General features: G+C 72.7%; 17 protein-coding genes. 6 read left to right on the top strand and 11 right to left on the bottom strand.

The window, feature by feature from the left end:
• Positions 1-2: 2 nt before the first annotated feature.
• Together PUR53_RS06565 and PUR53_RS06560 are read right to left on the bottom strand one after the other, a co-directional pair.
• A complete protein-coding gene (locus PUR53_RS06565; RefSeq protein WP_329896459.1) occupies positions 3-305 on the bottom strand; it encodes a putative quinol monooxygenase in 303 nt (100 codons plus the stop codon).
• 53 nt (positions 306-358) lie between these two features.
• A complete protein-coding gene (locus tag PUR53_RS06560) occupies positions 359-1,321 on the bottom strand; it encodes a carbohydrate kinase family protein (protein ID WP_329896458.1) in 963 nt (320 codons plus the stop codon).
• 252 nt (positions 1,322-1,573) lie between these two features.
• On the opposite strand from PUR53_RS06560, the gene PUR53_RS06555 reads away from it, so the two are divergent.
• The 4 genes from PUR53_RS06555 to PUR53_RS06540 all read left to right on the top strand — a co-directional run bounded on the left by PUR53_RS06555 (position 1,574) and on the right by PUR53_RS06540 (position 5,788).
• Positions 1,574-2,602: a sugar ABC transporter substrate-binding protein gene (locus PUR53_RS06555; protein ID WP_329907696.1), complete on the top strand. Its 1,029-nt coding sequence runs from the start codon at positions 1,574-1,576 to the stop codon at positions 2,600-2,602.
• A gap of 240 nt (positions 2,603-2,842) precedes the next feature.
• Positions 2,843-3,856, top strand: a complete 1,014-nt coding sequence (locus PUR53_RS06550; protein WP_239759771.1) for an ABC transporter permease — start codon at positions 2,843-2,845, stop codon at positions 3,854-3,856.
• Positions 3,853-4,689 (top strand): ATP-binding cassette domain-containing protein, encoded by an 837-nt coding sequence (locus tag PUR53_RS06545; RefSeq protein WP_329907694.1) that lies wholly within the window; start codon positions 3,853-3,855, stop codon positions 4,687-4,689. The genes PUR53_RS06550 and PUR53_RS06545 overlap by 4 nt, the downstream gene beginning before the upstream one ends.
• A gap of 76 nt (positions 4,690-4,765) precedes the next feature.
• Positions 4,766-5,788 carry a LacI family DNA-binding transcriptional regulator gene (locus tag PUR53_RS06540; RefSeq protein ID WP_329896455.1) on the top strand — a complete coding sequence of 341 codons (1,023 nt, stop codon included), beginning with the start codon at positions 4,766-4,768 and terminating at the stop codon, positions 5,786-5,788.
• 81 nt (positions 5,789-5,869) lie between these two features.
• Here PUR53_RS06540 and PUR53_RS06535 read toward each other — a convergent pair whose 3' ends face one another.
• Positions 5,870-6,940: a zinc-dependent alcohol dehydrogenase family protein gene (locus PUR53_RS06535; RefSeq protein WP_329907692.1), complete on the bottom strand. Its 1,071-nt coding sequence runs from the start codon at positions 6,938-6,940 to the stop codon at positions 5,870-5,872.
• A gap of 232 nt (positions 6,941-7,172) precedes the next feature.
• On the opposite strand from PUR53_RS06535, the gene PUR53_RS06530 reads away from it, so the two are divergent.
• On the top strand, positions 7,173-8,969 hold the full coding sequence (locus PUR53_RS06530; protein ID WP_329907690.1) for a serine/threonine-protein kinase: 1,797 nt from the start codon (positions 7,173-7,175) through the stop codon (positions 8,967-8,969).
• Positions 8,970-9,051: 82 nt separating this feature from the next.
• On the opposite strand, the gene PUR53_RS06525 is transcribed toward PUR53_RS06530, so the two are convergent.
• The 3 genes from PUR53_RS06525 to pgm form a co-directional block, all read right to left on the bottom strand.
• A complete protein-coding gene (locus PUR53_RS06525; RefSeq protein ID WP_329907689.1) occupies positions 9,052-9,216 on the bottom strand; it encodes a hypothetical protein in 165 nt (54 codons plus the stop codon).
• A gap of 66 nt (positions 9,217-9,282) precedes the next feature.
• Positions 9,283-9,885: a trypsin-like serine peptidase gene (locus PUR53_RS06520; RefSeq protein WP_329907687.1), complete on the bottom strand. Its 603-nt coding sequence runs from the start codon at positions 9,883-9,885 to the stop codon at positions 9,283-9,285.
• A 642-nt stretch (positions 9,886-10,527) separates the two neighbouring features.
• Complete coding sequence (gene pgm, locus PUR53_RS06515; protein ID WP_329907686.1) at positions 10,528-12,168, bottom strand: phosphoglucomutase (alpha-D-glucose-1,6-bisphosphate-dependent); 1,641 nt, start codon at positions 12,166-12,168, stop codon at positions 10,528-10,530.
• 148 nt (positions 12,169-12,316) lie between these two features.
• On the opposite strand from pgm, the gene PUR53_RS06510 reads away from it, so the two are divergent.
• Positions 12,317-12,964, top strand: a complete 648-nt coding sequence (locus PUR53_RS06510; RefSeq protein WP_329896449.1) for a class I SAM-dependent methyltransferase — start codon at positions 12,317-12,319, stop codon at positions 12,962-12,964.
• Between the two features lie 48 nt (positions 12,965-13,012).
• On the opposite strand, the gene PUR53_RS06505 is transcribed toward PUR53_RS06510, so the two are convergent.
• The 5 genes from PUR53_RS06505 to PUR53_RS06485 are packed head-to-tail and all read right to left on the bottom strand — an operon-like array spanning position 13,013 to position 19,188.
• Positions 13,013-14,056, bottom strand: coding sequence for a MerR family transcriptional regulator (locus PUR53_RS06505; RefSeq protein ID WP_329907685.1), 1,044 nt, complete (start codon positions 14,054-14,056; stop codon positions 13,013-13,015).
• Between the two features lie 41 nt (positions 14,057-14,097).
• Positions 14,098-15,102: a DUF5914 domain-containing protein gene (locus PUR53_RS06500; RefSeq protein WP_329907684.1), complete on the bottom strand. Its 1,005-nt coding sequence runs from the start codon at positions 15,100-15,102 to the stop codon at positions 14,098-14,100.
• On the bottom strand, positions 15,099-16,292 hold the full coding sequence (locus PUR53_RS06495; protein ID WP_329907683.1) for a phytoene/squalene synthase family protein: 1,194 nt from the start codon (positions 16,290-16,292) through the stop codon (positions 15,099-15,101). The genes PUR53_RS06500 and PUR53_RS06495 overlap by 4 nt, the downstream gene beginning before the upstream one ends.
• Positions 16,289-17,833: a phytoene desaturase family protein gene (gene crtI, locus PUR53_RS06490; RefSeq protein WP_329907682.1), complete on the bottom strand. Its 1,545-nt coding sequence runs from the start codon at positions 17,831-17,833 to the stop codon at positions 16,289-16,291. The genes PUR53_RS06495 and crtI overlap by 4 nt, the downstream gene beginning before the upstream one ends.
• Positions 17,830-19,188 carry a polyprenyl synthetase family protein gene (locus PUR53_RS06485; protein ID WP_329907681.1) on the bottom strand — a complete coding sequence of 453 codons (1,359 nt, stop codon included), beginning with the start codon at positions 19,186-19,188 and terminating at the stop codon, positions 17,830-17,832. The genes crtI and PUR53_RS06485 overlap by 4 nt, the downstream gene beginning before the upstream one ends.
• Positions 19,189-19,349 lie beyond the last annotated feature (161 nt).

Raw genomic sequence — 19,349 nt, 5'->3', positions numbered from 1 at the left:
CGTCACCGACGCGTGGTCAGCGGGTCGAGGAACGTCAGTACGGAGGCGTCCTCCTCGATCAGCGGAGTGAGGGCGGCGTTGAACGGGGCGCCGTAGGGGGCGTTCAGGTGGGTCCGGAAGGCGTTCTCGTCCCGGTAGACCTCGAAGATCCAGTAGGCGCGGGGGGCGGCGGCCTTGGTGTAGACGTCGAAGGCGAGGTTGCCTTCTTCGGCGCGCACCTTCAGGGCGTAGTCCCCGATCAGGCGGGCGACCTCGTCCTCCGCTCCCTCTCGTGCGGTGAACTCGGCCAGCAGGGTCTTCGTCATGGTTCCGTGTCCTTGTCCGTGGGAGGTGGGAGGCGGGGCGCTGTACGGCCCCGTCAGGCGTCGGCGGCGATCGCCGGCTGTGCCAACTGCTCGTGCCAGGGCGGGTTGGGGCCGGCGACCGAGCAGGTCAGCGCGGCCACCCGGGCGGCGAAACGACAGGCTTCGGTCACGTCGTCGAGGGTGAGGCCGTCCAGTCGGCCGCCGAGGAGGCCACGTTCCGCGAGGTGGTGCAGCAGTCCGGCGGTGAACGAGTCCCCCGCGCCCACCGTGTCGACGACCTGGGTGGTCACCCCGGGCACCCGCACCCGTTCGCCGTCGAGGGAGGCGAGGGCGCCGTCGGCGCCGAGTGTGATCACGACCAGGCGTGCCCCCGCGGCGTGCCAGAGGTCGCACGCCCGCTCCGGCGAGGTGCCCGGCAGCAGCAGTTCCAGGTCGTCCTCGCTCAGCCGCAGGATGTCGGCGAGACGGCACCACCGGGCGAGCCGGTCCCGGTAGACGTCGGGGTGGACCAGCAGCGGCCGGACGTTGGGGTCGATGCTGATGGTGGCCCGGGGCGCGGCCCGGTCGAGGAACTCCTCCACCGCGCTCGCGCCCGGCGCGCGGACCAGCGCCAGTGATCCGGTGTGCACGCAGGCCGCGTCCGAGAGGTCCACCGGCCCCAGTTCCTCCGGGGTCCATTGCCAGTCGGCGGTGTTCTGGGCGTGGAAGGAGAACGCGGCCTGACCCCGTGCGTCCAGTTCCGCCACGGCCAGCGTGCTGGGTTCGGCGGCGTCGACGGCGTACGACAGGTCCACTCCGGAGGCCTCCAGGTGGGTCCGGAAGAGACGTCCGAACAGGTCGCCGGAGAGCCGGGCGAGGAAGCGTGCCGGGGTGCCCAGGCGGGCCAGGGCCACCGCCGTGTTCGCGGGTCCGCCGCCGGGCAGTACGCGCAGCGCGAGCTCGTTCGCGGCGGCCGGGGGTTCGGTGAAGGCGTCCGCTACGCACTCCCCCAGGACGGTGATCTGGCGCGGGCTCATGGGCTGCTCTTCTCTCCGGTAGGAACCGGGACAGCGGGGCGCTTCGTGACGCGGTCACCGACCGGGCGGCGGGGACGGCGGTCGTGGACGTTGCCGATTTGTGACGGGTGCAAGGCATTGACGTTGCCGCGACACGGAGTCCATCATCCTCGCCATGCAGTGTCAACGATGACATAAGTCAGCGATGACACATCGGGGCGGCATGCTCCGAACTCCCGGCCCCGTGCCGCTCGTCATCCCACAGGAGTGTTCATGTCTCGCACCACTCGCCTGTCCTCCGCCGTCCTCAGAGCCGCCGCCGTCACCGGCGTCGCGGCCCTCGCCCTGACGGCCTGCGGCCCCGGTTCCGGCTCCGACACGGGCTCGGGTTCGTCCAGTGCCGGTTCGGGTGACGTCAAGGTCGGTCTGATCACCAAGACCGACACCAACCCGTTCTTCGTGAAGATGAAGGAGGGCGCGGAGAAGACCGCGAAGGCCGAGGGCGTCGAGCTGATGACCGCGGCCGGCAAGTTCGACGGGGACAACGCCGGTCAGGTCACCGCCATCGAGAACATGGTGGCCGCCGGGGTGAAGGGCATCCTGATCACCCCCAGCGACTCCAAGGCGATCGTCCCCGCGATCGAGAAGGCGAAGGCCAAGGGTGTCCTGGTCATCGCCCTGGACACCCCGACCGAGCCGGAGAGCGCGGTCGACGCCCTCTTCGCCACCGACAACGTCAAGGCCGGCGAGCTGATCGGCGAGTACGCCAAGGCCGTGATGAAGGGCAAGGAGGCGAAGATAGCCACCCTCGACCTCGCGCCCGGCGTCTCCGTCGGCGTGCAGCGCCACGAAGGCTTCCTCAAGGGCTTCGGCGCCGCCGACAAGGACGTCCTGTGCGCCCAGGACACCGGCGGCGACCAGGCCAAGGGGCAGACGGCGATGGAGAACTGCCTCCAGAAGGAGCCGGACATCAACGTCGTCTACACCATCAACGAACCGGCCGCCCTCGGCGCGTACACCGCGCTGAAGGCCAAGGGCCGGGAGAAGGACGTCCTGATCGTCTCCGTCGACGGCGGCTGCACCGGCACCCAGGCCGTCAAGGACGGGAAGATCGCGGCGACCTCGCAGCAGTACCCGCTGAAGATGGCGGCCGAGGGCGTCAAGGCCGTGGTGACGTACGCGAAGGACGGCAAGAAGGCGTCCGGTTACACCGACACCGGGGTCACGCTGATCTCCGACAAGGCCCAGGACGGCGTCGCGTCGAAGGACACCGCCTACGGCCTGGAGAACTGCTGGGGCTGAGCCGCTCCCGAGGGCCTGTCGTTCGGATCACGCCTGGGCCGCGGGGCTTGGCACGCACATCTGCGGTCACCAGGCGCCGCAGCCCGAAGCCGACATGATCCGAACGACAGGCCCGAGGACCGTACGAGACTGCCACCTCCCTGAGCGGGGCGGTCCGCCCGCCACCTCCCCGACCGGTGGGAGCGGCCGCCCCCCTTGTCCTGGCGACAAGGAAACTCTGTCTTCCGACAAGGACTTCGCATGACAGCCACGTCCACGCCCCCGAGCACATCCTCGCCGTACGCGGAGCTGAAAGCGCCGACGACGGCCCGCAGACTGCTCACGGCGCCGACCACCGGCCCCCTGGCCGCGCTCCTCCTGGCCTGTGCCTTCTTCTCCCTCTCGACCGACCAGTTCCTCACCGGCGGCAACTTCTCCCTGATCATCCAGCAGGTGATGGTCGTCGGCACCCTCGCCATCGGCCAGACCCTGATCATCCTCACGGCCGGCATCGACCTGTCGTGCGGTGCAGTGATGGCGTTCGGCAGCATCGTGATCGCCAGGATGGCGGCCGAGGGCACCCTGCCGCCGCTGGCCGCCATCGCCCTGGGCCTGGTCGTCTGCGGCGGATTCGGCCTGCTCAACGGGGTGTTGGTGCAGAAGATCCCGCTGCCGCCGTTCATCGTCACCCTCGGCATGCTGAACGTGGCGTTCGCGCTGACCCACATCTACTCCGAGGAGCAGACGGTCACCAACCTGCCCGGTCCGCTGACGGCGCTCGGGGAGACCTTCCCGCTCGGCTACACCGACGTGACCTACGGCTCGCTGGTCACCATCGCCCTGTTCCTCCTGCTCGCCTACGCGTTGAGCAGCACCGGCTGGGGCCGGCACGTCTACGCGCTGGGCAACAGCCCGGAGGCGGCCCGGCTGAACGGCATCCGCACCTCCCGGCTGACCATCGGCGTCTACACCGTGGCGGGCGTGCTGTACGGCATCGCCGCCCTGCTGCTCATCTCCCGTACCGGCGTGGGCGATCCGCAGGCCGGGCAGACCGACAACCTCGACAGCATCACCGCCGTGGTGCTCGGCGGCACCAGCCTCTTCGGCGGACGCGGTTCGGTCCTGGGCACCTTCATCGGCGTCCTGATCGTCGGTGTCTTCCGCAACGGCCTGCAGCTGATGGGCGTCGCCTCGATCTACCAGACCCTGATCACCGGTGTCCTGGTGATCCTCGCGGTGACCGTCGACCAGATCTCCCGGAAGAAGGCCCGATGACCGCCAACGCCTCTCCCACCCCCGTTCTGCAGGCCCGCGGTCTGGTCAAGCGGTACGGCCATGTCACCGCCATCGACGGCGCCGACTTCGACCTCATGCCGGGCGAGGTGCTGGCCGTCATCGGTGACAACGGCGCCGGCAAGACCAGTCTGATCAAGGCCCTCACCGGCGCGGTGACCCCGGACGCGGGCGAGATCCGCCTCAACGGGAAGCCCATCACCTTCTCCGGGCCGCAGAGCGCACGCGCCCACGGCATCGAGACGGTGTACCAGGACCTCGCCGTGGCCGCGTCCATGGACATCGCCTCGAACATGTTCCTCGGCCGCGAGCTGCGCCGCCCCGGTGTGCTGGGCAGTGCCTTCCGCATGCTGGACAAGAAGCGCATGCGTCAGGAGGCCGCCGAGCACATGGCCGACCTGAAGATCGGTCTGCGCTCGCTCACCCAGTCCGTCGAGACCCTCTCCGGCGGCCAGCGGCAGGCCGTCGCGGTCGCCCGTGCCGTCGCCTGGGCCCGCAGTGTCGTCGTCATGGACGAACCGACGGCCGCCCTCGGCGTCAAGGAGTCCGGTCAGGTCCTCGACCTCATCCGCAGGGTCCGCGACAAGGGCATGCCGGTCGTCCTGATCAGCCACAACATGCCCCATGTCTTCGAGATCGCCGACCGGATCCACGTCCACCGACTCGGCCGGCGCGCCGCCGTGATCAAGCCGTCCGACTACTCGATGGCGGAGGTCGTCGCGATCATGACCGGCGCGCTCACCGTGGACGCGGCCGGCGCTACTGTCGTAGCGGATTCGGAGGCCGCGAAGGCCGCCGGAGTACAGGCCACCTGACAGCACGACACCGCTCTCGCAGTTCCGGCCGAAGGCCGCGGCCGGGACCGAGAGCCCACAGGAGACGGTTTCCTCCATGGCAGCGAACCGCCGCCCCACGCTGGCCGACGTCGCCCGAGAAGTCGGCGTCAGCGCCAAGACAGTCTCACGGGTCCTGAACGAGGACGGACCGGTCTCGGCGCGGACCCGGGAACAGGTGCTCGCCGCAGTGGCCGCGCTGGGTTTCCAGCCGAACCTCATGGCACGCAACATGCGCGTCGGCGGTCCGGACACCACCGTCGGACTGGTCGTCCCCGACCTCGGCAACCCCTTCTTCGGAGCCGTCGCCCGGGGCATCGAGGACAGCGTCCGCGAACGCGGGCTGACGCTGCTCATGGGGTCGTCCGCGGACGACCCCGACCGTGAACGCGCCCTGACGGCCAAGTTCCTGGCCCGGCGCGTCAGCATCCTGATCGTCGTGCCGTCGGTCGGAGCCGACCACGCCCACCTGCGGGCGCAGCGCACGGCGGGCCTGCCCGTGGTCTTCCTCGACCGCCCGGGAGTCGGACTCACCACGGACAGCATCGTCAGCTCCAACCGGGAAGGCGCCCAGGACGGCGTCGCCCACCTGATCGCCCACGGACACCGGCGCATCGGATTCGTCGGCGACCTGCCCGCCAAGCTGTACACCCGCCGCGAGCGGTTCGCCGGATACCGCGCGGCCCTGCGGGACGCCGACCTCCCGCACGACCCCGCACTGGTCGCGGGCGCACACGACCAGCAGGGGGCCGAGGCCGCGACCGCCCAGCTCCTCGATCTGCCCGATCCGCCGACCGCCCTGTTCGCCGGGAACAACATCATGGCGCTCGGGATCGTCGCCGAACTCGCCCGCAGCAAGCGCAAGGAGGTGGCGGTCGTCGCCTTCGACGACGTGTCGCTCGCCGAGGCGCTGGAGCCCGCCCTGACCGTCGTCGCGCAGGACCCCGAGGAGATCGGCCGGGCCGCCGCGACCACCGCTCTGGCCCGACTCGACGGCGACCGTTCCCGCGCCCGTACGCTCACCGTCCCGACCCGGCTGATCGTCCGGGGTTCGGGGGAGCAACCGGCGCCCACCGCGTAGCGGGCTCCCGCCGGGGCCGTCCGCCGTCGCAGTCCGCCGCGGCGGCGGAATCGCGACCCCAGGGCCTCGGGGGGCGCGGTGTCAGGCCGCCGGGACGGCGACGACGTCGTGGCGGGGCCCGCCGAGCACGACCTTGAGCGCGCCGGTGTCGGCCGCGCGGGCGAAGACGTCGTACGCCTCCTCCATGTCGTCCAGCGCGAAGGTGTGCGTGACCAGGGACGACGTGGGCAGCCGGCCGACGGCCGCCATCCGCAGCAGGGTGGGGGTGGAGCGGGTGTCCACCAGGCCCGTGGTGATGGTCACGTTCTTGATCCACAGGTCTTCCAGGTGCAGCGTCACCGGCTTGCCGTGCACGCCGACGTTGGCGACGTGCCCGCCGGGGCGCACCATGCGGGTGCAGAGCTCGAAGCTCTCTGGTACCCCGACCGCCTCGATCACGACGTCCGCGCCGAGCCCGTCCGTGAGGTCCGCGACCAGTTGCGCCGGATCCTCCCGGGCGTCGGCCACGGCGTCCGCGCCGAGCTGCCTGGCGGCCTCCAGGCGGGCCGGGGCCAGGTCCACGGCGACGATCCGCTCGGGCGAGAACAGCCGGGCGGTGGCGATCGCCGCGAGTCCGATGGGGCCGGCGCCCACGACGGCGACGGTGTCGCCGGGGCGGACGCACCCGTTGACCACGCCCACCTCGTACGAGGTGGGGAAGATGTCCGCCAGCAGCACGGCGTCCTCGGCATCCAGGGTGCTCGGCAGCGGGTGGACGGACAGGTCGGCGTACGGGACCCGGACGTACTCGGCCTGGGTTCCGTCGACCAGATGGCCGAGGATCCAGCCCCCGCCGCCCAGGCACTGGCCGTACGCCCCCTCGCGGCAGAAGCGGCAGCGGCCGCAGGCGGTGATGCAGGAGACGAGGACCCGGTCGCCCGGGCGCACGGTCCGTACGTCACCGCCGATCTCGACGACCTCTCCGACGGCCTCGTGGCCCAGGACCGTGCCGGGGCGCACCTCGGGCACGTCGCCCTTGAGGATGTGCAGGTCCGTGCCGCAGATGGTGACGGTGTCGACACGGACGATCGCGTCGGTGGGGTCCTTGATCCCCGGGTCGGGCACCTCCTGCCACGACGACTGTCCGGGGCCGTGGAAGACCAAGCCCTTCATGACGATCCCTGCCTCTCTTCGACTGGCCGGGTCCGTGGACCGGTGGTACACCTGCGGGCCGGTGCGTCCGGACGCCGGTACGGTGCCGTGCTTCCCGTACCTCCAGCTTGTCCCGCCCGGCCGGACCGCGCACGGGCCGGGCTCCGGTGTCAGGCCCGGTGCCACCGGGAGCAGCGGCTCGGTGAGCACGGGGCGGCGAATGCTGTCGGTTGGGGCCACTATGCTCCCGCCCATGAACGAGGACGACAGAGGCCCCGTAAGACGAGTCGTCGACGGGCGCTTCGAGTTGGAGACCCGCCTCGGCGGGGGTGGGATGGGGACCGTCTGGCGGGCCAGGGACCTGGTGCTGCACAGGCTCGTGGCCGTCAAGGAGGTCCGCCCGCCCGACCGGGACCTCGCCGAGTACGACCCCGACGGCGCGCGGACCCTGCGGGAGCGGGTCCTGCGCGAGGCCAGGGCACTGGCCCGCATCGACCATCCGAACGTCGTCACCATCCACCACATCGTCGACGGCGGCGACGGCACCTACCCGTGGATCGTGATGGAACTGGTCAGCGGCGGCTCGCTGGCCGACCGGCTGGCCGAGGGCCCGATGCCGCCGGCCGAGGCGGCACGGCTCGGGCGACAGGTACTGGGCGCGCTGACCGCCGCGCACGACGCCGGTATCCAGCACCGGGACGTCAAGCCGGCCAACGTCCTGCTGCGCCCCGACGGACGTCCCGTCCTCACCGACTTCGGCATCGCGGCCATCCGCGAGACGAGCGGCCTCACCGCCACCGGCTCCGTCATCGGGACGCCCGACTTCATGGCACCGGAGCGCATATCGGGTCAGGAGGGCGGGTCCGCCTCCGACCTGTGGTCGCTGGCGATGATGCTGTACGCCGCCGTGGAGGGCCACCACCCGCTGCGCCGGGGCTCCACCCTGGCCACCCTCGCCGCGGTCCTCAACGACGACGTGGCGCCTCCGCAGCGTGCCGGTGCCCTGGGCGACGTCCTGATGAGCGTGCTCGTACGGGATCCGGCGGCACGGCCGTCGGCGGCCGTACTGGACCGGCGACTCGCCGAGGTCGAAGCCGGGCCGAAGACCACGGCCGTGCGGGACGAACCCACGTCGTACGCGCTGAATCCGCCGACGCCCGCCACCGGGGCCGGCCCGGGCACTGCCGGTACGACGCGTGTCACCGCCGCCGGGTTCGGCCCGCCGCCGCCCTTCCATTCACCACCCCTCCCTTCACCGCCCTTCCAGTCGCCGCCCGTCGACTCGCCGCTGGTCCAGTCCCTGCCAGGGGCGTCTCCGTACCAGCCGTCGACCACGCCCATGCACCCCGCGAACGGGGCACGGCGTCGACGCGGGGCTCGTCTGGCCGTCCTGTGGAGCGTGTCGGGAGTGTCGCTCGCCGGTGCCCTGGTCCTGCTGTGGTGGCTGCTGCCCTTGGACGACGCCCGCGACACGAACGCCAACGTCTTGCCGACCACCTCGACCTCGGAGTCGAAGTCGACCGCCTCACCGACCGGCGGCGCGTCACCGACCGACGCCGACGAGGAGACGCAGGAGCCGAAGGACGTGGAGGCCGGCGGCATGCTGACTCCGGACGGCATCCGCACGGCGATCAAGGCGTTCGAGGAGGAGACGGGCCGCGACCGGTACGGGGACTTCTCGGTCTACCCGGACTACGTGTCGGCCCAGCTCATGGTCGACGGCAGTGACACGAAGTACGACACCTACACCTACCGCCCGGGGCGGGGCGTGGAGAAGGGCATCATCAAGGGCACACTGGCCGGCGGCGAACAGCCCGTCAGCCTCGACGACTTCGACTGGGACAAGGTTCCCGCCCTCCTGAAGGAGGCTGCGAAGAAGCTCAACGTCCCTGACCCGCAGAACCGTTATCTGCTGGTGAGGCAGCCCAACGACATCTTCGACACCCCGGCCGGAATGGCCGTCTACCTGAGCGACGAGTACAACCAGTCCGGCTATCTGGAGGCCGACACCGACGGCAAGGTGACCCGCGTGTACCCCGCGGCGGACTGACCTCGCACGCAGGGGCGTGGGGGCGGTGGTGTCCCCCGCCCCCACGCCCCGCGTGTCATGCTTCCGGCCGACTCGCCCGCCGTCAGTCGCGCTTCGGCATGGGCGCGCCGCCGGCGTCCCGCATCCGCTCGGGCGACCAGTACTCCCGGACCTCCGCCGGGTCCCGTCCTGGCTCGTGGGTCGTGGTGGCCGGGTCCGGCCGCGACTCGGGGTCCGGGGCGCCGGCCGCGGCGCGCCATGCGGTCACCGCTCCCGCAGCCACGGGCCGCCGCTGGAGCCGCCACCGAAGTTGCACTGGAGCTCGATGCCGTTGTCACTGGCCGCGCGGGTCGTTCCCGTGCACGCCCACTGGATCTCCCCGCTGTCGAGGTTCCCCCGGGTAGCCGAGAATGGTGACGGGCTGTGTGCGCGAGAAGTTCCAGCTCATCCCGTGACCACCGGTGACATTGACGATCTTGTTGCCGTTGAGGGGCCAGGTGGTCACCATGGCCACGTCCCGCCTGAGGTCGCTGCTGTTGATCCAGGCGTTGAACGTGCGCATCTGCTTGGTGGCGAAGGTGCCGAAGGGCCGGACCCCGGAGCGGTAACGCGGCACATAGACCCAGTTCGTCATCCACGTGCCGCCGCTGCCGCCGTGCACACAGTGCCCGGCGGTGACGACCATCTGTTTCGAGTCGCTGTTGAGGGCGCTCGCCGAACACGCGTAGGTGCCGCCGTTGCTGGGGTTGGTGAAGAACACCTTGCCCACCGCGGCGGATTCGTTGATGCGCGGGGCCGGGGCCTCGGAACGGGCGGGGGCGGACGGAGTCGTGCCGGGTTTCCCGGTGGGGCCGGGTTTCCCGGTGGGGCTGGCCTTCTCGGTGGCGTCGGGCCGCGGCGCGGCGGGCCGTTCGTCGAGCGAGACGGCGTTCGCCATGCGCTCCGGCGTCCAGTAGCGCTCCAGCGCGGCGATGCCCTGGGCCGAGTCGACCGGGGCACCGCTCGACAGACGACCGCGGCCAGCGGGAGTATCGCGTGTCTGAGACTGCGCACGGAGTTTGTCCTTCGGCTGTCGTTGGAGTGCGTACGTCCGAGGGCATGACCGATCGTTGTGCGGAGCACAGCGAACCTAGGGGGTCGAGGACATGCCAAACAGCCCCGGATCAGCCGCACTGAACTTCGCTCGGGGTAACCCTTTTATTCGGCCGGTCCGGATTCCCGCTTGCCTGAGGGGCCGCGTAGGGGCCGCTGACACCCGGGACCCGGCCGACACCTGTCAACGGGACGCCCGCGCACACGGGACCACCGCGAACCAGCCGGTCAACAAGGGCCGCTGGTACGGCAGTTGGGCGCAATCTGGTGGGTCAGTGCCCGCACCGGAAGGAACAGGAGATGCGGAAGTAGATGCTCGGGGCAGGGCTGACGAGACGCAGAGGCCGCTCGTCCGTGTGACGCCCTGTGCGATCTGGCCGACGGCGTCGAGAACGGCCGCGCCGAACGCGGTGGAGCCGGCGGCAGTGCTCGTGCATGCGTCGGACTGGGCACTCCCCGTGAGGCGACGCGGGGAGTGCCCCGGAGGTCAGCTGTCCAGGGCCGTGAGCACCACCGACCTGGCCTCGTCCTGGACCTGACGCAGGTGGTCGGGGCCCAGGAAGGACTCGCCGTAGATCTTGTACACGTCCTCGGTGCCCGAAGGGCGGGCCGCGAACCAGGCGTTGGCGGTGGCGACCTTGATGCCGCCGAGGGCGGCGCCGTTGCCGGGGGCCTCGGTGAGGACCGAGGTCACCGGATCACCGGCGAGGGTGTCGGCGGTGACCTGGCGCGGGGACAACTTGGCGAGCAGCGCCTTCTCCTCGCGCGACGCCGGGGCGTCGACGCGCGCGTAGGCGGGGGCGCCGAAGCGGTCGGTCAGCGCGGTGTAGTGCTGCGAGGGTGTCCTGCCGGTGACCGCCGTGATCTCGGAGGCGAGCAGCGCCAGAATGATGCCGTCCTTGTCGGTGGTCCACACCGAGCCGTCACGGCGCAGGAAGGACGCGCCGGCCGACTCCTCGCCACCGAAGCCGAGCGTGCCGTCGGACAGTCCGTCCACGAACCACTTGAAGCCGACCGGGACTTCGACCAACTGCCGGCCGACGTCCGCGGCGACCCGGTCGATCATGCTGGACGACACCAGGGTCTTGCCGATCCCGGCGGTCGCGGGCCACCGCTCCCGGTGCGAGAAGAGGTACGAGATCGCCACGGCCAGATAGTGGTTGGGGTTCATCAGGCCCCCGTCCGGTGTGACGATGCCGTGCCGGTCGGCGTCGGCGTCGTTGCCGGTCGCGATGTCGAAGCGGTCGCGCCGCTCGATGAGCGAGGCCATGGCGTACGGCGAGGAGCAGTCCATGCGGATCTTGCCGTCCCAGTCCAGCGTCATGAAGCGCCAGGTGGGGTCGGTGAGCGGGTTCACCACCGTGAGGTCGAGCCGGTGCTGTTCGGCGATGCGGCCCCAGTAGGCGACCGAGGCGCCGCCGAGCGGGTCGGCGCCGATCCGTACGCCGGCGGCCCGGATCGCCTCCAGGTCCAGCACGCTCGGCAGGTCCGCCACGTAGGCCCCGAGAAAGTCGTGGCGGCCGGTGCCGGGAGCGGCCAGGGCACGGGCGTACGGGATGCGCCGTACGTCCTTGAGGCCGCTCGCGATGATGTCGTTGGCCCGGTCCTGGATCCAGGAGGTCGCCTCGGAACCGGCCGGTCCGCCGTTCGGCGGGTTGTACTTGAAGCCGCCGTCGGCGGGCGGGTTGTGCGAGGGGGTGACCACCACGCCGTCGGCGAGACTGGACGTGCGGCCGCGGTTGTGGGTGAGGATGGCGTGCGAGACCGCCGGAGTGGGCGTGTAGCCGTCGGCCTGGTCGATGAGGACGGTCACGTCGTTGGCGGCGAACACCTCGAGGGCCGTGACCCGCGCGGGTTCGGACAGGGCGTGGGTGTCGGCGCCGAGGAAGAGGGGGCCGTCGGTGCCCTGGGCGGCGCGGTACTCGCAGATCGCCTGGCTGGTGGCCGCGATGTGGTCGTCGTTGAACGCCGTCGCGAGGGACGAGCCGCGATGTCCCGAGGTGCCGAAGGCCACCCGCTGCCCGGGGTCGGCCGGGTCCGGACGCAGGGCGTAGTACGCCGTGACCAGACGGGCCACGTCGATGAGGTCCTCGTGCCCGGCGACCTGGCCCGCTCGCGCGTTCTGCATGTCCCCGCTCCTCCGCAAAGGTCGACCGTTGAGTACGGTGCCCATTCTCCCCCGCCCGGCACCTCGGGACGCACGCGCACCGGGAGCCCGTTGTGGCCGGTGTGCGGTGGGTGCGACGATACGGGCCGGTGAGCGAAGGGACGTCGACGTGAGTCATGAGGACCAACGGCCGCCCGCCGCCGTGCTGTTCGACGCGCTGGGCCCCGTCTACGAGAAGGCGTTCGCCCACGCTCCCGCCCAACTGTCCGCCCTGGAGTGGCTGGTCGAACGGCTGCCGCCGACCGCGCGGACGCTGGACGTGGGCAGCGGTACGGGGCGGCCCACGGCGGCCGCGCTGGTCGAGGCGGGCCACCGGGTGCTGGGCGTCGACATCTCCCCCGTCATGGTCGAACTCGCCGCCCGCCAGGTCCCCGAGGCCGAGTTCCGCTGCGGCGACATCCGCGATCTCCCCCTCGACGCCGAGTCGTTCGACGGTGTGTGCGTGTTCTTCTCGCTGCTGCAGATGCCCCGTGCCGAGCAGTCGGCGCTGACGCGGCGCCTTGCCCTCGCCCTCAGGCCCGGTGGGCATCTGGTGCTGGCCACCGTGCCCGCGGACGTGGAGGACGTCGAGGTGGTCTTCATGGGCCGGCCGGTCCGCGCGACCAGCTTCGCCGAGGAGGGGGTCGTCGGCATGGTGGAGGCGGCGGGGCTGACCGTCCTGTCCCGGCACAGCGCCGTCTTCGCCCCGGACCATCCGGACGCCGGGCCCGAGCCCCATCTCTTCCTGTACTGCCGCCGCGACGAGCCCGGACACTGAGGCTCGACCTCCGGGCTGTCCGCCTCCCTGCGCTCTCGGCCGCCCCTGTCACGGTCGTGTCGCAGCGGAGAGCGGGACGAGTGTGGTGACCGCGTCGTGCAGTCCGGACGGCCGCAGCAGTCCCTCCGGGGTGCGGCGGCCCCACCCGGGGCCGCACAGCAGGACGGGGCTCTGTCTGCGCGCGCCGCGGATCCCCCAGCGGGCGGTGGCGATGTGCTGGGCCAGCGGCAGGCCGACGGTCGACCGCGACTGGGCCCACAGGGCGACGGCGGCCGGGGCGACGCGTCGTACGGCTCCGTCCAGCGCTTCGGCCGGGACCGCTCCGCCGAGCATCAGCACCGGCACGTGCCGCTCCGCCAGTGCGGCACCCAGCGCTTCCAGCGGCAGCGTGTGGTGCTCGTCGGGCAGACAGGCCAGCAGCACGGGCGCGGCGTCCTCCGCCGGCCGTGGCGCCGACAGGTGCGCGTGCCGCAGCGTGGTGGAGATGTGCCAGGACAACAGGTGCTCGACCTCCACGTACCGGTCGCCGGAGGACTCCCACTTGCGGCCGACCGCCCGCAGGGTGGGCGCCATCACCTCTTGCCACGCGACGACGAGCCCGTAGTCGCGCACCACCGCCGACAGTTGTTCCTGCACGGCCACCGCGTCCAGCCGGACGGCGGCACGGGCCAGACCGCGGCATTCCTGGCGTACGTCCCCGAGGGGCAAGGCGGAGGCCGGGGGGTGACCGCGCGGTGCCCGGAGGGGCGGGGCAGGGAGCGCGGCCGTGTCGACGTCACCGCGACGCGCGCCCTGGCCCACGGCGGTCCCCTCGACTCCTCCTCCTCGTGCCCGCTCGATGGCGGCGCGGGCGGCCTCCGCCGGAGGCACTCCCGCAGCCGTCAGCCGGCACATCTCCTGCAGCATCGCCACGTCGTCGGGCGACCAGCGCCGCTGACGGCCCTCGGCGCGTACGGCGGGTCCCAGGCCGTAGCGGCGGTCCCAGGAACGCAGCGTCGTCGGTGACACCCCCAGCCTGCGCGCGAGGAAGCCCGTGGTCACCCCGTGGCGGGGCAGTTCCGCGGCCGGCTCCGCCGTGGGCCGGTCCGACATGGTTCCTCTCTCCTTCCGCTCCCTGCGTGGGCCCCGCCGGTTCACCCCGGAAAGCGGCCCGTCGAGCGGAGGTGCCAGCGCCGCTCCGCGTACGCGAGGTCGTCGCGCCACAGGCGGCCCGCGGCAGCCCGTACGAGCGGTCGCAGGAGCGGCGCCGCCCTGCGGGCCAGGGCGAAGCCGGGCCGGTCCGACGCGGCCACGACGGCCTCCACCACAGCTGTCCTGGGCCTGCCCCGGTCGTCGGGCGCGAGCGGGGTCGCATGGGTCTCCACCACCGAGCCCGCTCCCTCGCCCTCGGTGATGCGCATGACGACCGTGCGCGGCTCGGGCGCGGTGAACACCGCCCGTACCGGCACGACGAGTCGCCCGGTGAGCCTGAAGGACACGTCGACCGTGAAGCCGTCATCCTCCCCGGCGGGCGCGTCGACGACGGTCAGGTCGACGAAGGAGTAGGGGTGGAACCAGGCGCCGTGCCACGGATCCAGCCGGTTGGCGACCACGTCCTCCGGCTCACAGACACCGACGCCGACGTAGACCGCCGACAGCGACTCCGCGCGGGCCGGCCGCACCGGCACCACGGGTGCTTCGAGGGGCGACTCGCCGCCCACGTCGTCCAGACGCACCCACACCAGCACACCGTCGTCGTACGCGGGCAGCGGCTCCCATCCCGCGAACGGGCCGCCGGACAGGGCGAGTCCGTGCCAGTGGCAGAGGAGGGTGCCGCAGCGCACCGGACTGTCCTTCAGCGGCGCGCCCAGATGGGGGCAGATGCCGGGCCCGGCGACCAGACGGCCGTCGGCGGCACGCCAGACCACGACCTCCCGGCCGGCGATCGTCCTGGCCAGCGGGCGGTCGTCCCGGATGTCCCGGGTGGCACCGACGACGTACCAGTTGCCCGACGGGCGGGCCTGCGCGCGTTTGAGGGCGCCGGCGATCACGGCCGGGCGCGCCTCGCGCCAAGTGGGCCGCTGTCGTTCCCAGGGCACCGGGTCGCGGTGCAGGGACAGGGGGTACCGGCGGCGGCGGACGGGGCGTCGGGGGTTCACGCGACCTCCTCGTGGAGCGGCCCGGACGAGGCGGTGTGGGCGGCCGGTGCGTGTCCGACGGCCGGTGCGTGTCCGGCCGTGGTCAGTTCGTGTCCGACGGCAGGCGGTGCGTCCGGCGCCGACGGTCCCGTCCGCCGGGCCCCGGCGCGCGCCGACGGTCCCGTCCGCCGGGCCCCGGCGCGCGCCGGCGTCCGTGCCGCCGCCCTCCGTGCCGATGTCCGTGCCGCAGTCAGGCGTACGAGCCCGTCGACGGCCACCGCGGCGCGCCGCCGCCGGGGCACCACGGCACGGCGGTGCAGCACGGCGTACCCGTCGCGGGCGACGGCGTCCAGGATGCCCCCGTACAGCACGAACGCGGTGCGGATGCAGGGGCGTGCGACGGGGTCGAGCATGGTGAGGCCCGGGGCGGCCTCTCGGTAGACGCCACGGGTGAGGTCCTCGAAGGCCCGCAGTGCCTCGGTGATCCGCCGGTCGCGGTGGCCGGTGCGGCGGCTCCACGACAGCAGCTCCCGGTCCACTCCGTGTGCGCCCAGCAGGTCGGCGGGCAGATAGATCCGGCCTCGGTCCAGGTCCTCGCCGACGTCCCGGAGGAAGTTGGTCAGCTGGAAGGCCAGCCCGAGGGCGGCGGCGTGCGGGGCGGCCTCCTCGCGCGGGACCACCGTTCCGAGGATGGGCAGCATCTGCAGCCCGATCACGGCGGCGGAACCGTGCGTGTAGGTGCGCAGGTCGTCGTAGGTCGGGTAGTCGGTGACCTCCAGGTCGCTGCGCATGGACGCCATGAAGTCGCTGAAGTGCCGGTGGTCGATGGCGTACCGGCGGGCCGTGTCGGCGAGCGCGAGGACGACCGGCTCGACGCCGCCACCGTCGCCACCGTCGTCATGGACATGGGTGTGGGCGTGGGTGTCGGCGTGGCTGTCACGCAGGCCGCGTTCCAGGCGCTCGTGGAGGAGCGCGAGGTCCGCCGCGCGGCGGTGCGCCGGCGCGTCGGTGTCCAGGGAGTCGACGATGTCGTCGGCCCAGCGGGCGAAGCCGTAGAGCGCGTGCACGGCCGGGCGGCGTTCCACGGGCAGCAGCCGGGTGGCGAGGAAGTAGGTCCTGCCGTGGCGGGCGTTGAGGCGGCGGCAGTGCGTGTAGGCGTCGCGCAGCACCGGCTCGGTGATGCCCGCCGCGTCGAGTTCGCGGGCGGTCATGAGGGGGTTCCTTCCGGTGCGGCCGACGCGGTGCGCCGGCGCCTGGGGACGGGGGTCGCGTGCCGGCCGGTGATCCGGGCGGCGGCGAGCTTGCCGGACAGCAGGACGGTCGGCACGCCGACGCCGGGAGTGGTGCCGCAGCCGGCTAGTACGGCGTTGGCGGTGCCGCGGACGAGGTTGCGCGGCCGGAACGGGCCGGTCTGCGCGAACGTGTGGGCGGCCGAGAACGGGGTGCCGGCGGCGTGCCCCTGGGCGTGCCAGTCGGCCGGGGTGACGAGGGCCTGCTCCTCGACGGCGTCGGCGATGCCGTGGAAGCCGCGTCGTTCCAGCTCCCGCAGGACGCTGTCGCGGTAGCGGGGGGCCAGCTCGCCCCACGCGGCGGCGTCGGGTCCGATGTCGGTGTTGGGGCAGGGCGCGAGGATGTAGTGCAGGTGGTGGCCGGGCGGGGCGAGCGTCGGGTCGGTGGCGGTGGGGCGGGTGATCAGCAGGGAGGGGTCGCTCATCAGGCTGCCGGTGCGGGTGAGTTCGTCGAAGGTGCGTCGCCACGCGGTGCCGAAGGACAGGGTGTGGTGGGCGAGTTCGGGCCAGGTCCGGTCGGTGCCGGCGTGCAGGACGACGGCCGACGGCGCGTGTCTGATCCGCAGCGGCCGGCGGGGCGGTCGGCCGAGGAGGGCGTAGGCGACGGGCAGGTCGGGCGTGAGGACGACGGCGTCGCACGGAATGCGCTCGTGGGCGGTGATCACGGCGGTGACGCGCTCGCCGGAGCGTTCCAGCCGGACGACGTCCTGCCCGAACCGCAGGTCGGCGCCCGCCTCTGCGGCGGCGTCCGCCATGGCCCGCGGCAGGGCGTGCATCCCGCCGCGGGGGAAGTACACCCCGGCCACGGTGTCCATGTAGGCGATCACGGCGTAGGCGGCGAGGGCCCGGGCCGGCGGGACGCCCGCGTACAGCGCCTGGAAGGAGAAGACCCGGCGCAGGCGTTCGTCGCGCAGATGGCGGCCGATCCCCGCGTCCAGCCGTCCGAAGCCGCCGAGCGCGGCGAGCCGTGCGAGGTCCGGGGTGAGCAGTTGGAACGGGGAGTCGAAGTTGGTGTCGATGAAGCGACCCATCTGGGCCCGGTAGAGCCGCTCCAGCCAGCCGCGCAGCCGCCGGTAGCCCGCCGCCTCCTCGGCGCCCGCGAAGCGTTCGACCTCCGCCTCCATCGCGTCGGCGTCGGTGTGGACGTCGATGCCGCTGCCGTCCGCGAACAGGGCCCGGTAGGCGGGGTGCAGGGGGATGAGGTCGACCCGCTCGCGCAGAGTCGTGCCCACGGCGGCGAAGGCCTCGTCGGCGAGGTCGGGCATGGTCAGCACGGTGGGGCCGGTGTCGATGCGGTAGCCGCCGCGCTCCAGGCGTCCGGCGCGACCGCCGGGCCCCGCGTCGCGCTCGACGAGGGTGACCCGGCGGCTGGCTCCGAGCAGATGCAGGGCGGCCGCCAGGCCGGAGAGTCCGGCACCGACGACCACGACGTGATCGGTGCGCCCGGGAACGGTCCTGGTCATCGGGTGGCTCCCTCGGCGGCGCCCAGCAGCAGCGGGACCGGCAGGCCGTCCGGGGCACCGTGCGGGGCACGGGAGGGAGGCGGTGGTGGTGTGCCGCCGGCCGTGGTGTGCAGCAGCTCCCGCAGGTGCCGTCGGCCCTCCGCCTCCAGCGGGGCGGACTCCAGATGGCGCAGGCCCTGGGCGACCAGACGGTCGATCTTCGCCTCGACGATGTCGCGCGCTCCGGTGCGGACCAGGACGTCACGGACCTCGGCGAGACGGTGCTCCGGCAGATCGGTTCGGCCGAGGGACCGCCGCAGCAGGGCGAGGGCGGGCCGGTCGTCGGCGGCCTCGGCCCGGGCCTGCGCCACGGCGACCAGATAGGTGGGCTTGCCGGCCCGGATGTCGCCCCCGGTGGGTTTGCCGGCGTGCCGGGGGCCCCCGAAGACGTCGCCGAGGTCGTCCCGGAGCTGGAAGGCGATGCCGACGCACCGGCCCGCCGAGCACAGCGCCCGGCTCCGTGCGGCGTCCGCGCCCGCCAGCGCCGCCCCGAGGGCGAGGGGGCGCTCCACCGAGTACAGGGCGCTCTTCAGACAGGCGGCGCGGATCGCGCGGGCCAGGGACCTGGAGGAGGTGGCCTGGCCCTGGATGTCCAGGTACTGCCCGGCCACCATCTCGGTGCGCATGGTGCTCCAGAGCTCGCGGACGGCGTGGTCGGCGGCCGGTGCCGCCGTCCTGGTCGCGGCGACGATGTCGTCCGCCCAGGCCAGGGCCAGATCGCCGGCGAGGATCGCCGCGGCCTCGCCGAACCGGGCCCCGTGGGCCGGCTCCGTGACGTCGGCGTACTGCGCGGCGATGTCCGCGTGCAGAGCGAGTCGTCCGCGGCGCAGCCGGGAGCCATCCATGACGTCGTCGTGCACCAGCGCGCAGGTCTGGATCAGTTCCAGCGCGGCGCCGATCCGCAGGGCGGCCTCCGTCTCGGCGGCCCCTCCCCCGCACGCGCGCAGGGCCCACCAGACGAAGCGCGGACGCATGAGCTTGCCTCCGTCCAGGGCGAACCGCGCGACGCGCTCGGCCAGATCCTCCGCGAACACCGGGTCGAGCGCGGCGGCCCGTTCGGTGCGCTCCGCCAGCAGTCCCCGCAGCACGCCTCGCACGGCCCCGGGGACGTCGCGGTCGACGGCGTGCGGCTCGTACGCGACCGCCGGCGCGTGTGACGGGACTTCCTCGGACGGGACCTCCTCGGACGAGACCTTTTTGGACGGGACCTCGTCGGATGAGCTCTCGCCGGACGACGTCTCGTCGGACGGGACCCCTTCAGGAGATCCGGGCGGTGACGCTGCCGCAGGGTGATCCTTCGCGTCGCTGGGGCCCATCAGGGTTCCTTCCGTCGCCGGCACAGCGGTGTCTGCTTCAACGCCTTCCGTGGCGGAGGCCCGCACGGATGCGCCGGAGGAGTGAAAAGGAGCGGCCGGTTCGCGCTGCGCGCCGTCGCGCGCGACGGCGCGCTGTGACGCGGCACGACACGATGCGACGC

Origin of the sequence: Streptomyces sp. SP18BB07 (assembly GCF_036322545.1) — a bacterium.
GTDB lineage: Bacteria > Actinomycetota > Actinomycetes > Streptomycetales > Streptomycetaceae > Streptomyces > Streptomyces deccanensis.
Note: the sequence above shows the minus strand (reverse complement) of the source record. Positions and strands in the feature narration are given on the sequence as shown.